This is a genomic window from Cupriavidus sp. 96C5-1 (assembly GCF_057798855.1).
In genome coordinates, this window is record NZ_JBYOJU010000024.1 from 62,255 (window position 1) to 75,163 (window position 12,909).

Consider the following 12,909-nt stretch of genomic DNA (forward strand, 5'->3'; position numbering starts at 1 on the left):
CAGGAATCCTTGTCTGACGCCCTCACAGGGCGCCCGCGCATCTTCCGACAATCGTGCGGCACCCGGGCTGTTGGGCTTCTACACCGGGCCCTGGGCGGAACGGCCTGGGCCCGGTGCTGATCGCGGTTGTTCCTTCGTCTCGATAAGCCACCACACGGCATGCGGCAAGGCGCGGCCCGTAATGGGGTGAATGTCGGTGAGGTCGGCGCGGGCCGTCCAGCCCGAGGGCGGACGGTAGCCGCGCACATCGCCATCGCCGTGCCAACGGCGGGCGCGTACCGTGCCAGGGGCATAAGCCGCCGCCATGCGCGGGCCGCTGGTGGTGGTGCGGGTCATGGATGGATCCCCTTCCAAGCGAAGCACCCCGGTCGAAGCCGGAGCGTTTGCCTTCGGCACGGGTCAAGCGGCCAGCGCCTCATCGGGTTCATCCGCTACGGCTTCGGCGTCCTACGGGGTTGTCCTGCTGCGGGCCGTCTTCCTGCGCGACCTCCTGCGGCCCTTCGGCCTCGAAGATGGCGGGCATCCAGCCCGTGCCATCGGCTAGCCTTTCCGCCTCGCTGGCAATGTCGGCCTTCTTCAGCTTTGGTTTCCATCGTGTCCCGGCATCTGGCCCTTGGCAATCATGTGTATGAGTTCGATGCCGCGCAACGAAAGGCCTTGAACCCCAGCATCGGCCGGGTCAGGCGCTTGATGGCCCGATGGTCCTGCTCGACGATGTTGTTCAGGTATTTGACTTGCCGAACGACCACGGGAGCCTCCTGCCCGGCGTTGATTTCGTGCAGGGCTGCCAGGTTGGCTGGACTGCCGTCGATGGTGACCGTGTCAGGCTAGCCTTGTTGCGCAATGGCCTTCTCGAAAAAGCGCCGCGCCGCAGCCTTGTCGCGCTGGGCACACAGCAGGAAGTCGATGGTGTTGCCCGCCTTGTCGACGGCCCTGTACAGATACTTCCACTGGCCGCGCACCAGGATGTAGGTCTCGTCCATACGCCAGCGCTTGCCCACCGGGCTCTTGGACCGGCGGAAGATTTTGTTCAGTGCCGGCAGCAACTTGAGCGCCCAGCGGTGCACGGTCGAGTGATCAACGGAGATGCCACGCTCGGCCATCAATTCTTCGAGGTGGCGCAGGCTCAGCGGAGCGAATCCCAACGCCCCAATTCGCTCGTCGCCGCGTCCTTATCGCGACAGAGCCTGCATCTTTCTAGCCATATGCGACGTCTCCTGACCGGCCGCCACAACTTTGGTTGCGGATTCAACGGAGACGGGAACCCCCAGGGGACAGGACAACGAGTTGGCCGTTGCGACCAACTCTTTCCTCAAGGATCGAAGCGCGCTGATATGGGCATCGATCTGATCGATCTTGGCATTCAAGCGTTGTTCTATCTCGGCCCGACCAAATCTGCCGTCAATCAATTGTGGGATGATTTCTCGAATCTCGGCAAGCGAGAATCCGAGCGTTTGAGCGCTGCGTATGAATTGAATGTGCCGAATGGCCTCCGCACCGTATGAACGGTAGCCATTGCCTAGACGCGTGGGTGCCTCCAACAGCCCCACCTTCTCATAATAGCGCAGTGTATCTGTAGTGGTGCCAACGGCCTTTGCCAGTTTACTAATGTTCATCCGAGGGCATCTTTCAGGGTCATCACCCCGGCTTTCCTTGACATTGGAGTGTACACCAACGTTTAAGGTGCCCATGGGATTTCATTCATGGGATCCCAGAACCAATAGATCAAGGTGCCTCCATGCTTCGCAAGCTGATTCTTCTACTGCTGTCCGCTATTACCATTTCTGCTATCGCCGCCGATGCCCCGGCACCAATCAGCCAGTCGCTTCCCACCCATCCCAAGGTCACTTTTGCGATCATCCGAACCGCGAAGCTATCTGTTACCGAGGCTTTGGTCTACGCAGGTGGGAGTTTTACTAGCAAGGTGAGTAATGACTTCTCCGCGTTCCTTGTTAGACATGGCGCAGACACTTTTCTGTTTGACGCGGGGCTGGGTTCCAAGGTGGCTGATCAATATCGGCTAGATATGCCTTGGTGGCAAAGTCTGTTCTTCAAGTACGAAGACCCGGTGGATCCGGTGAGAGCCCAACTCTTGCGCGCCGGCATTGAACCGGTTCAAACGATTATCCTGAGTCACAGCCACTGGGATCATGCCAGCGGCATTGTCGACTTCCCGGATTCCACAGTCCTGGTGCATCCCGCGGAGCTGGAGATGATAAGGCACCCTGCTGCTGGTGTCGGTGGCAGCTGGCACTCGCAGGTCAGCGCGCAATCGATCAAATGGAAAGCCTTGGCATTCAGGCCGGTGTCATATAGAGGGTTCGCCAGCAGTCTGGATCTCTATGGAGATGGCACGGTCGTGCTCGTACCGTTGCTCGGTCATACGCGCGGTTCGATCGGCATGTTTATAACAGTCGCCTCCGGCAAACAGTACTTCTTTGTGGGCGATGCGGTCTGGAACGCCAAGGCACTGAAATTTGGTAGCCCGAAGTTCTGGGCGGCGCGCTGGTTGGTTGATGGTGAGATTGAACAAACACAAGATACCGTAGACCAGATTCGCGTGCTAATGGACGCGCATCCGGATATTGTCGTGGTTCCGTCGCACGATGGGTCAGTACAGACGGCACTGGGCTACTTCCCAGCCTGGGTTGAATGAGGCGACGTACTTGCACCGCGAATATTTTGCCGCAAAACCGCTGATTCCGTAGCAGAAGCCTTCTCGGCCACGTCCCGACCGTTTCGTGGTCACCGAAAGGCGATTCCGCTGTGGAGACCAGGCCGGTACGTCCCGGTGTCAAACGAACTAAAGATGGAACCCCCGCGTGCGCTGGAAATGGCGTCAAACAAGGGACGAGCGCGGCGCAGGTACCAACTTTACGCCAATCCAAATTGACGTAAAGTGGATATCTTCATTGACGCAGGCGGACTGCATACGCATATACGACACGCCCTGACACCGGGCCCACCACATCGCCACCAACGTCGGATCGACATAGTCGCCTTCGGCAGCCACTTCGGCCAAGTGCAACAACGAATCCATACCACGGTCGCAATCCTGGGCGCGCACCTCCTGGGGACGCTGGGCCCGCTGTCCGCATGCCTCGCGCGTTGGCGAAGAATTCGTCTGCCGTCTTCAGGAACGCCCCCACGAGGTGCTCGGGCACGTGATGGGTGACGGACTGCGTTTTGGGACGAGGCAGGTTGCTCATGCCGTCTTCTCCGATGGCGCGGGTTCGATGATGAAATTCGCGGCGGCGTAGCTCGCGTTGCAGTCCCACACTGCCTTGCCATCGCGGAAGAAGGTGCACCAGCGGCCGTCGCTGACACAGCGTGCCCGCGGAAACACTTCCTCATGCCCGTTCTCGATGGCAAGCATGTGGCTGGTCTCCCGGCACCTGGCCAGGTACTTGCCGGCCGGCAGCGGTTCAGGAATTGCCCTTCGTACCACGTGACTCCCTCCTTAGCTTTGGCTAGCCAGGGTCTGAAACGCCAGCAGGAAGGCCGCACGTGCGGCCGTTTCGGCACGGTCAGCTTCGTCCTTGGCCGCGAGACAGTCGGCCTCGCTGACAGCCGCGTCGCCATCGAGAAAGCGGACGGCCAGCGAACGATAGCGCGCATTGGCTTCACGCAGTGCGGTGTATTCGTCCGGACAAGTCTGGGCAATATGCAAGTCAAACAGGCTGGCACTCATGGTTTCCTTCAGTCCTTTACTGCATTGTCTCGATCGCTGCGCACATCAGGGTGGCCCCGAGCCAGTGCGGTACCTTTTCGGCATCCGCACTGGCTCGGGGCCACCCTCCGCTGCATTGTGCGCCAGCGCCGCCCTTGGCCCCCGGCGCCCTCTTGGCTCGGTCGATCGCGTAAGTTCAACCCACCCGGAAATGCTCCGCCGACTGCCCCGCGTTGACGGCCCGCTGCAACCAGGCCGGCATCTCGCCCTGCCCGTCCCATTTCTGCCCTTCGGCGTTGCGGTAGGTGCGCGCCGGCTCGGGAGCCGGCGGCGGTGGCGCCACGACGGCAAAGCAACCGGCTGCCTGCAGGTCGGCCAAGGTCAGGCCGTGCCTGGCCATCTGCACACGGATCCACACCGTGGCCGCAGCGCGCTCAATCTCAAGGGACATAGGTATAACGTTTTGGGAGTCGGAAAGGTGCAACGATTTGGGCCGCACAATCAGTCGAGCTTGCCAGCCTCCCACACCGCCTGCATCGCCTCCATCCGCCGCGCGGCCTCGGTGGTCACGTAACGGGTGGTGGTGTCGAGCGAGGCGTGGCCGGCGTTCTGCTGCACCACCTCGAGCGGCGCGCCGGCCGCCAGCGCATGGGTAATATGGGTATGGCGCAGCCAGTGCGTGCTGGCCGCCTCCAGCCGAGCCGCGCGGGTCGGCAAGGCGCAGCGTGCCGGCGCAGGCCGTCATGAAGCCCTTGATCTGCTTGGCGAGGGTGACGGTGCCGATGCCGGCGGCGGCATCGACGGGGCTGGCGGCGCGCGCGCCGGCCCACGGCGCCCGCTCGCCCAGGTCGGTGGCGTGGCCGAGCAGCGCGACGCCGCCCGGGACCCGGATGGCGCCCGGGTCGGCCGGATGGCCGCGCGCCACCAGATACGCGCCTAGCCGCGCGATCACCGCCGGCGGCACCGGCACCCGACGCAGCTTGTTGCCCTTGCCCAGCACTTCCAGCCACCAGCCTTCGATTCGTGCCCGGGTACCGGGGCGCGGCAGGCTGACCCACTCCAGGTGGGCGGTAGTGGCGGCGACCACCTCGGACAGGCGCAGCCCGGTTGCGTGCAACAGGGGCAAGGCGACCTGCAGGCGCTGGTGGGCCGAGGTGGGCTGCAGCGCGTCGAGCTGGGCCAGCACGAACGCTCACTGGTCCCCGGTCAGGCTGCACCCCACATCCAGCGCCGTCCGCGCCTCGCGCGGCACGTGGAAACCGTGCCAGGGATTGCCCATCAGGTAGTTCTGGCGACCAGTAAGCGGTAGTGACTGCGCTTGTTAGCGCAAGATTTTCCGATCGGTTGTTTGCTGGGCAGCACCCGCTTCGCCATAGCCTATCCCAACAGATGCAATGACGACGAGGTTAAATCGAGAAAGCAGAGTTGTTTTCATTTGAGTTTATCTGCGGCTCGGGCGCCCGCTCGATTAACAGTCATTCGATCACCGAATCATCGCCCGCGCCTCGGCAACTGCGGCGTCCATCTCGCGCTGCGGATCGATGGTCGGGGTCAGCCGATCTGGCACGATGCCAACGCGATCGAGAGCCTCATGCGACGGCGGATACCAGTATGCCGCAGTGAACTTGATGGCGACACCATTGCTTAGCGGCTGGATCATCTGGATGTCGGTGCGGCCGAACGTCTTGCGCCCGACGATCCTGGCTCGCTTATTGTCCCTGAGCGCGGCGACCACGATTTCGGCTCCGTTAGCCGTTCCCTCGTCGACGAGAACAACGAGGGGCAGTTGACGAATCGGAACTGGTACGTCGGCGAATGGATCCGTGCCAGTGGCACGGCTATAGAACGATGCATCGGCAACATACTTCACGTTGGTGAACGGCTCGCGCCCTTCGGTACTCGCGATCGCGCTCTGCGGGGGCAGGAAGAACGCTGCCAGACCAATAGATGTCTCAAGTAGGCCGCCGGTGTTGCGCCGCAGGTCAAGAACGATGGCCTTGTACGGCTTCTTGCGCCACTGATCGCTCAGTTGGTTGGCCATCGACGGTAGCGTTTCGGAAAGGAAGCTCGAGGGCTTGATTGAAACGATGTCGGGGGCCACCATCGAGAGGCGAACATGTGGCACCGGCACCTTTTTTCGTTCGATCTTCATGGTGCGGACCGGGCCATCGGCACCGGTGTGCAACTCCAATGACGCGACACTCCCGACGGGACCATGAAGCATCCTGACAGCCATTCTTAGATTGTTCTTCAACGGCATCCCATCAATCGAGTCGATGACATCCCCGGGGCGGATTCCGGCCTTCTCGCCAGGGGAGTCCGCAACCGGAGACATCACGACGACCTGGTTATTCCGAACCAACATTTCGAGTCCAACCGCCCCGTCCGCCACCCCGGGTACCCGGCCCATGTCGTCAACGTCTGCCTTGGTCAGGAACTCCCCTGCCTCCGGGTCCACCTCCCGTAGCATTCCGCGAATCGCGCCCTGCAGGATCTCCTCGCCAGATAGGGGTTTCACATACGACCGGCGTAGCACGCCGAAAGCGTCCGCCAAGGTCCGTAGCTCTGCAGTTGGTAGTGGCCCTTGGGTCTGAGCGGAGACAAGACTCGGCAATGCGAGCAGTCCTGCGATAACCTGGTAGTGGATCTTCATACGTTGATTGCTTCTCTATGGTCAATATTCCTTGGGCCAGTTCCCGGCCCGCCTTGTTCAGCCTTTGCCGCGCGCCCATGATAATGGTGCTCAGGACCGGCCACCAGCACTTCAAAAGCCAATGGGCTGCGTAACTGAAACAGACACCGGCTTCCCCTCGTGCATGCGGAATATCTTGCAGTTCATGGCTTCCACCGCCACCTCGGCCGCAGTATCCGATGACGGTACGCCGAAGCACCGTGACACAGCGGTCAGTTCGACGCTGCCCTGCTTGGATACAAGCAGCCAGACGCCCTCCGTCCCTGACAGGCTAAGTCGCCATGCGTCCGCAGGATAGAGCGGCCTTGGCGGGGTGCAAACCAACTCTTTCGAATAAGGCCAGTCTGGCGTTAATAGAATGGAAGATGCGCAATTGCGATATCTACCCCCTCCCCAACCCGCAGCATTCACATAGCGGGGGTGGCATCGAGCAAGGCATGGCCGGCGGGGCTGCTTTACAGCCTCCAGCGGCGCCCCAGACGCCAGCGTGTGGGAGACGTGTGTGTGCCGCCTCCAGTGGGTGCTGGCGGCGCGCATCCATCAGGTTCAGCTCGCTGAGCGCCATTCAGGCAGCTACCTGCGACGCGGTAGACGCACGGCAAACGCGGTCTCTGTCTAGTCGCACCGAACCTCAATCGATCCGTGTGCTTTGGCAATTTCGCTCGCGATATACAGCCCGAGCCCGAGGCTGCTCGTCTTGTTGCCTTCCTGGTCCCGGGCCTCCACTCAGCGGGTCGAGTATCCGCTTCAGGGTTAGCGCGTCAATGGCAGGGCCGCTGTTTAGAACCTCCAGAAGGCGGCCGAGGCCGTGTGGAAACGCTCAGTAGGCTGCCGTGGTCGCGTCCATATATGTAGGTCGCGAGGTGCGCTATTGTTGTGGACCTCGTATCAATAGGCCCGACAAGAGGATGGGAAGGCTCTCTGAAACCCTGCGCGAGGACTCGTGCGGATCCTCGGCGTTCGCCACCCACAACGAGGCACCAAGCGCGGCAGCGCTCACGAGGCGCGCGGTTGCCTCGGCATCGACGGGCTGAACGACGCCCTGTTCAATGAGAAGCTCGATATGTCTCCTCGTGTTTCGGACGCATGCAATCTGCGTCGGCCACTTTGACGGCTCACCAAGTACGGCGGGGCCATCAAGAAGTACGATGCGCTGGATTTCCGGCTCCGCCGCCATCGCAACGTAAGCTACCAGCTCGTCAATCAACGCGGCCCACGTCGATTGGGCACGGCCCGAGATCACGGACAAGCGCTGCGTCATCTCCGCGTCGATTTGCTCGATCACCGCCTCCAGCAGCCCCTTCTTGCCACCGAACTGATGATAAAGCGCTCCGCGGGTTAGTCCCGCCTCCGCAGTGATATCTTCCATCGCGCTCTCCGCAAAGCCTTTTTCTGCGAATGTTCTCCGTGCGGCTGCAATCAGTTTTTCTCGGGTTTCCGCCATCGTTTCAGCACGACTCCTCACCATCTAAGCCTCCTCGTTTCACATACACAATGCATTTTAGTTGACATACGCAATGCATGTCGCTATAAATCTCACATGCGCGATGTATGTGAGATTCGCAGTTGATGCAGGAGTGTGAGGCTGTATGGCTAATTTCAAGGTGATCGCTAGCGATAGGAGTGCACCACCCCTTCTAGGGGTCGTCGTCAACCCGATCGCGGGTATGGGTGGGAGCGTCGGACTAAAGGGCACGGATAGTGACGTTATTCTCGCGGAGGCGTTGCGCCGCGGAGCGCATCCGCTCGCCGGGCAGAAAGCGACCAACGCGCTGCGCCGAGCCGCATTATCTTGTCCCGATCTACGGATACTTACTGTTGCCGGCGCCATGGGTGAGGACGCCGCACGCAACGCCGGGCTTACGCCGTTGGTATTGCCGCGACGGGAAGCAGCATCTTCCACCGGTGCCGATACACGAGCGGCTGCCGCTGCGATGGCTGACCATGGTGTCGACTTGCTCTTGTTCGTTGGTGGCGATGGCACCGCGCGCGACATCATCGGATCGGTCGGCGATCGAGTTCCTTTCCTTGGCGTCCCGGCGGGCGTGAAAATGCATTCCGCCGTATTTGGTACAAGCCCGGCGAATACGGGTCTATTGGCGGGACTGTACCTTGCTGGCGACCCGAGCGCATCGCTCCGCGAAGCGGAGGTAATGGACCTCGACGAAGCTGCCATCCGTGAGGACCGAGTGTCTGCGCGCCTGTTCGGCTATGCGAGAAGCCCCTATGCGCACCGACTGGCCCAGAATGCGAAGGCCGGGGCGGGACCAAACGAGGACGTCACGCTCGACGCGGTCGCCCGCCAGGTTGCGGCCGATATGCAGCCAGGAAGACTTTACATTCTGGGGCCCGGCACCACGACTCGACGCGTTTCCCACGCATTGGGGCTGCCCAACACGTTACTCGGAGTGGACGCCCTGCTGGACGGCTCGTTAGTCGGCTTGGACCTGGATGAACGGACACTATTGCGCCTCATGGAACATCGCGAGGCACACATCATCGTCGGCGTTTTGGGTGGCCAGGGAAGCCTATTCGGGCGCGGCAACCAACAGATCAGCTCCGAAGTCATTCGTCAGGTCGGTCGCGACCGAATCACAGTGATCGCCAGCGCCGAAAAGCTCATCGCGCTAGAGGGTGCACCGCTACGCGTAGACACCGGCGCCGACGAAATCGACGCCATGCTCACCGGCCACATCCGGGTCGAAATTGGCCCGGGCCGTAGCACGCGCTACAGGCTCACTGCCTGAGCGCAAACAACCATCAACGCAACAAAGGAGTGTCCAATGCGACCATCCACAGCCCACCCTTATATGGCCAATTCAGTGCCAACGATACAGCAGGAAATGCTGACCGCAGTCGGCGCCGACACGATCGAGGAACTGTTCGCCCAAATTCCCAACGACCATCGACTGGCACGGCCGCTCGATCTGCCGCCGGCGCTCAGCGAACGCGAGCTGCGGCGCCATGTTGTCGAAATGCTCGCCAAGAACCAAACCACTGAGCAGAACTTAAGCTTCCTCGGTGCCGGCATCTGGCAGCATCACGTTCCTGCGGCTGTCGACGAAATCGTTCGCCGCAACGAGTGGCTGACGTCGATCTTTGGGGAGCCCAGCTCCGACCACGGCCGCAACCAAGCATGGTTCGAATTCTGCAGTCAGCTCGGCGAGCTGATAAACCTTGACCTCGTCGGCCTGCCAGTGCGCAGTTGGGGAACCGCGGCCGGGCATGCGATACGAATGGCGGCACGTCTGACGGCGCGTAACGAAGTGGTGCTCGTGCGAGCGATCGACCCCGAGCGCCTGTCGGTGATCCGCAACTACTGCGAGCCCCCCGAGATGGCGAACCATATCGCCATCCGTCTCGTCGACTACGACCCCGCCACCGGCCTGATCGATATGAATGATCTGCGCGCTGCTGTCAGCGAACAGACTGCCGCCGTTTACTTCGAGGTGCCCTCTTATCTTGGCGTGATCGAACATCAGGCAGCCGCGATCGCCGTCATAGCCCGCGCGGCTGGGGCTGAGACAATCGTCGGCGTCGATCCGATCTCGCTCGGCGTGCTGGCTGCACCGGCCGATTACGGCGCCGATATCGTGGTCGGCACCATCCAACCGCTAGGCGTCCATCTCCATGCGGGCGGCGGCGTAGGCGGGTTTATCGCCTCACGCGACGAACCGCGCTACGCGGAAGAGTATCCGACACTGTTCATCAGCATTTCTGAGACGCTGAAGCCGGGCGAATATGGCTTCGGCCTCGGGCTGTTCCACCAGTCTTCCTATGGCCTTCGCGACAAGGGCAACGACTGGACCGGGCATTCGGTCTACATGTGGGCGATCGCCGCCACCGCCTATATGGCGATGATGGGCCCGCAAGGCTTCTCCGAGGTCGGCAAACTGATCCTCCAGCGCACCCATCATGCCGCACAACTCCTGTCCGAAATCGACGGGGTGCGTGTCACCTTCCCATCGGGCTTCTTCAAGGAGTTCGTCGTCAATTTCGACGGCACCGGCAAAACCGTTGCGGAGATCAACAGCGCTCTGCGCACTGAGGGCATCTTCGGCGGCAAAGATCTGTCGGGCGAGTTCCCCGAACTGGGCGAGAGCGCCCTATATTGCGTCACCGAAATCCACACCCTTTCCGACATCGAGCGCCTGGCTGGCGCCCTAAAAGAGGTAGCTGCGAAATGAACATCGAACCGAAGGAATACCATGCACCGGTCTGGAACGAGCCGGTCATCATGGAAATGGGCTACCCCGGCCGCCGCGGCATGCTGTTCCCGCAGGTCGAAGCGGAGATCCGGGACCAGGTCAACGACGCGGACGACCTCATCCCGCCGGCGCTGCGCCGTCAGGACAAACCTGCTCTGCCAGAGATGTCCGAGCCGGAAGTTCTCTACCATTATCTGCGACTATCGCAGCAGACGCTCGGCATGATGGGCACGAGCCTGTTCGGCACCTGCACGATGAAGTACAACGCGCAAATCAACGAGCAGATGGCATGGCGTCCCGAGCTCACCCAGCTCCACCCGCTCCAGCATGAGGACACCATGCAGGGCGCGCTGGAAATCGTACACAACATGGACCTGATCCTGCGCGAACTCTCGGGCATGGACCAGTTCGTGTTTCAAGCTGGCGGTGGCGCCGAGGCGGCATTCACTCATTGCGCGGTGACGCGTGCCTACCATGCTTCGCGCGGAGAACTGGAACAGCGTAACGAGATCATCACGACGATCCAGACCCACCCCTGCAATCCGGCGACGGCCGCAGCCGCTGGATTCAAGGTCATCACGCTGATGCTCGATGAAAACGGCTATCCGTCGCTAGACGCACTGAAGGCTGCAGTGTCCAACCGCACCGCCGCGCTGATGGTCAACAATCCCGATGACATGGGTGTCTACAATCCCGAGATGAAGGAATGGATCCGCGTTGTGCACGAGGCGGGCGGCCTTGCCTTCTACGATGCCGCCAACTTCAACGGTACCATGTCGAAGGTTCGCGCCCGCGAAATCGGCTTCGACGCCTGTATGTTCATGCTACACAAGACGTTTGGCGCGCCCAAGAGTGGGGTCGGCGGCCCGGCGACCGGCGCCTATGGCTGCTCGGCCGAGTTGGCACCGTTCCTTCCCGCGCCGCTGGTAACGCGTGAGGGTGATCGCTATCGCCTCGACCATGACCGGCCGCAAAGCGTCGGCAAGATCCGCGAGTTCTGGGGCAATGTGCAGGTGATTCTGAAGGCTTATGCCTGGGCTCGCGCGATGGGTGCCGATGGGATCGCACAAGCTTCCGACATCTCGGTGCTGGCCAACAATTACATGGAGAAAGGACTTCTCGCGATCCGTGGAGTCTCCCGGTCTTATCCTGAGGCGAAGATGCCGAGGCTCGAGATGACACGCTATACCCTCGAGAAGATGAAGGAGGAGACCGGTGTCGATGTCCATGACGTCCAAAATCGAATGACCGATTTTGGCGTCGACGCAATGTGGACCAGTCACGAACCCTGGCTGCTAGCCGAACCTTTCACGCCAGAGGCGGGCGAGATGTACGGGAAAGAAGCCCTCGACCGGTGGATTGCTGTTCTCGCTCAAATATCGGATGAAGCTTATTCTGATCCGCAGCTCGTCAAGACTGCGCCGCACAATCAGGCGATCCACCGCTTGAAACCTGGGGAAACCGACGAACCCGGCCGACGCGCAATGACTTGGCGCGCATTCAAGAAAAAGCATTCCCAGCCGAACTAGCGCGCTAGCGGCGGCAGAAGTTCCAGCACAGCTAAGGGGCAGCCGGCGCATTTGCTACGCGGCTGCTACGCGGCAACGTAAGATTCTGCCGCAGACCAAATCGTCCCTAAACTAAGAAGCTGTTGCGATATCAATTCATGCAGGGCATTAGCCTGCTCCAGCAAATCAGTGAACAGGCCAAGGACAGGAAGGTTTCGTGGACATGGGCATATCGTTCGTATCGAAACTTCAGGCGTCTGAACGCGTGGAGCCATGCAATCGAGCGCTCCACGCTCAGCGCTTTTTGCCGAGCCCGCTGCCGTGAGGCGAGCCGATTTTGGCAAGCACGAGCGTAATGCCGCGCTTACGCAAGCGCGGTCGGTGTGGCTCGGAATAGTTGTAGCCCCGGTCGCCTTGGACGATTCGCGGCTTGCGCAGAAGGCGTCCCCGCTTTCCACGAATGGGCGGAATCGCATCGACCAACGCATCGAGTTGCGTGATGTCGTTGCAGTTCGCCCCGTTCAGGATGACCGCGAGCGGATGCCTTGCGCGTCGACGATGAGGTGATGTTTACTGCCGAGCTCGCGCCGGTCCGTTGGGTTCGGGCAGGTTTTTTTCCGCCAGCATTGCGCGAACCGAGGAACTGTCGACAATGGCGCGTGCCATGTCAAGTTGGCCGCGACGGCGCAACTCGGCCAGTAGCGTCTCGTGGATGTGTTGCAAGACACCAGCCTCCTGCCATGCCAGCAGCCGCCGCCAGCACGAGGTGCCCGAGCCGCTGCCCGACCGCGATAGTCCCCGGAGGCTGGCCTTTGGCACTACCACGTTGCG

The 12,909-nt window shown here is 61.4% G+C and carries 12 protein-coding genes and 3 pseudogenes; 4 read left to right on the top strand and 11 right to left on the bottom strand.

Annotation, left to right across the window (positions count from 1 at the left end):
* Nucleotides 1-78 precede the first annotated feature (78 nt).
* The 4 genes and pseudogenes from AC3FOF_RS24120 to AC3FOF_RS24135 form a co-directional block, all read right to left on the bottom strand.
* The gene (locus tag AC3FOF_RS24120) at nt 79-336 is read right to left on the bottom strand and encodes a hypothetical protein (RefSeq protein WP_488727994.1); all 258 of its coding nucleotides are present in this window, start codon (nt 334-336) and stop codon (nt 79-81) included.
* 63 nt (nt 337-399) lie between these two features.
* Nucleotides 400-589, bottom strand: a pseudogene (locus tag AC3FOF_RS24125) (hypothetical protein); the annotation flags it as partial.
* Nucleotides 577-1,154, bottom strand: a pseudogene (locus tag AC3FOF_RS24130) (IS6 family transposase). The pseudogenes AC3FOF_RS24130 and AC3FOF_RS24125, both read right to left, overlap by 13 nt.
* 18 nt (nt 1,155-1,172) lie before the next feature.
* The gene (locus AC3FOF_RS24135; protein ID WP_488727995.1) at nt 1,173-1,691 is read right to left on the bottom strand and encodes a heavy metal-responsive transcriptional regulator; all 519 of its coding nucleotides are present in this window, start codon (nt 1,689-1,691) and stop codon (nt 1,173-1,175) included.
* 47 nt (nt 1,692-1,738) lie between these two features.
* Here AC3FOF_RS24135 and AC3FOF_RS24140 point away from each other — a divergent pair, with 47 nt between their 5' ends.
* On the top strand, nt 1,739-2,656 hold the full coding sequence (locus tag AC3FOF_RS24140) for an MBL fold metallo-hydrolase (RefSeq protein ID WP_488727996.1): 918 nt from the start codon (nt 1,739-1,741) through the stop codon (nt 2,654-2,656).
* A 549-nt stretch (nt 2,657-3,205) separates the two neighbouring features.
* Here AC3FOF_RS24140 and AC3FOF_RS24145 read toward each other — a convergent pair.
* The 6 genes from AC3FOF_RS24145 to AC3FOF_RS24170 form a co-directional block, all read right to left on the bottom strand.
* Nucleotides 3,206-3,448 (bottom strand): hypothetical protein, encoded by a 243-nt coding sequence (locus AC3FOF_RS24145; RefSeq protein ID WP_488727997.1) that lies wholly within the window; start codon nt 3,446-3,448, stop codon nt 3,206-3,208.
* 12 nt (nt 3,449-3,460) lie between these two features.
* On the bottom strand, nt 3,461-3,691 hold the full coding sequence (locus AC3FOF_RS24150; RefSeq protein ID WP_488727998.1) for a hypothetical protein: 231 nt from the start codon (nt 3,689-3,691) through the stop codon (nt 3,461-3,463).
* 175 nt (nt 3,692-3,866) lie between these two features.
* Entirely contained in the window at nt 3,867-4,121 is a 255-nt protein-coding gene (locus tag AC3FOF_RS24155) for an H-NS family nucleoid-associated regulatory protein (protein ID WP_488728040.1), read from the bottom strand.
* A 1,032-nt stretch (nt 4,122-5,153) separates the two neighbouring features.
* Nucleotides 5,154-6,323, bottom strand: coding sequence for a S41 family peptidase (locus tag AC3FOF_RS24160; RefSeq protein WP_488727999.1), 1,170 nt, complete (start codon nt 6,321-6,323; stop codon nt 5,154-5,156).
* Nucleotides 6,324-6,434: 111 nt separating this feature from the next.
* On the bottom strand, nt 6,435-6,899 hold the full coding sequence (locus tag AC3FOF_RS24165) for an energy transducer TonB (protein ID WP_488728000.1): 465 nt from the start codon (nt 6,897-6,899) through the stop codon (nt 6,435-6,437).
* A 331-nt stretch (nt 6,900-7,230) separates the two neighbouring features.
* Nucleotides 7,231-7,830, bottom strand: a complete 600-nt coding sequence (locus AC3FOF_RS24170) for a TetR/AcrR family transcriptional regulator (RefSeq protein WP_488728001.1) — start codon at nt 7,828-7,830, stop codon at nt 7,231-7,233.
* Nucleotides 7,831-7,951: 121 nt separating this feature from the next.
* Here AC3FOF_RS24170 and AC3FOF_RS24175 point away from each other — a divergent pair, with 121 nt between their 5' ends.
* From AC3FOF_RS24175 to gcvPB, 3 genes are all read left to right on the top strand, one after another.
* Entirely contained in the window at nt 7,952-9,109 is a 1,158-nt protein-coding gene (locus AC3FOF_RS24175; protein ID WP_488728002.1) for an ATP-NAD kinase family protein, read from the top strand.
* A gap of 63 nt (nt 9,110-9,172) precedes the next feature.
* Entirely contained in the window at nt 9,173-10,549 is a 1,377-nt protein-coding gene (gcvPA, locus tag AC3FOF_RS24180) for an aminomethyl-transferring glycine dehydrogenase subunit GcvPA (protein ID WP_488728041.1), read from the top strand.
* Nucleotides 10,546-12,099: an aminomethyl-transferring glycine dehydrogenase subunit GcvPB gene (gene gcvPB / locus AC3FOF_RS24185; RefSeq protein WP_488728003.1), complete on the top strand. Its 1,554-nt coding sequence runs from the start codon at nt 10,546-10,548 to the stop codon at nt 12,097-12,099. Before gcvPA ends, gcvPB begins: the two co-directional genes overlap by 4 nt.
* 130 nt (nt 12,100-12,229) lie before the next feature.
* On the opposite strand, the pseudogene AC3FOF_RS24190 reads toward gcvPB, so the two are convergent.
* Nucleotides 12,230-12,861: pseudogene (locus AC3FOF_RS24190) on the bottom strand (IS5 family transposase); the annotation flags it as partial.
* Between the last annotated feature and the right edge of the window lie 48 nt (nt 12,862-12,909).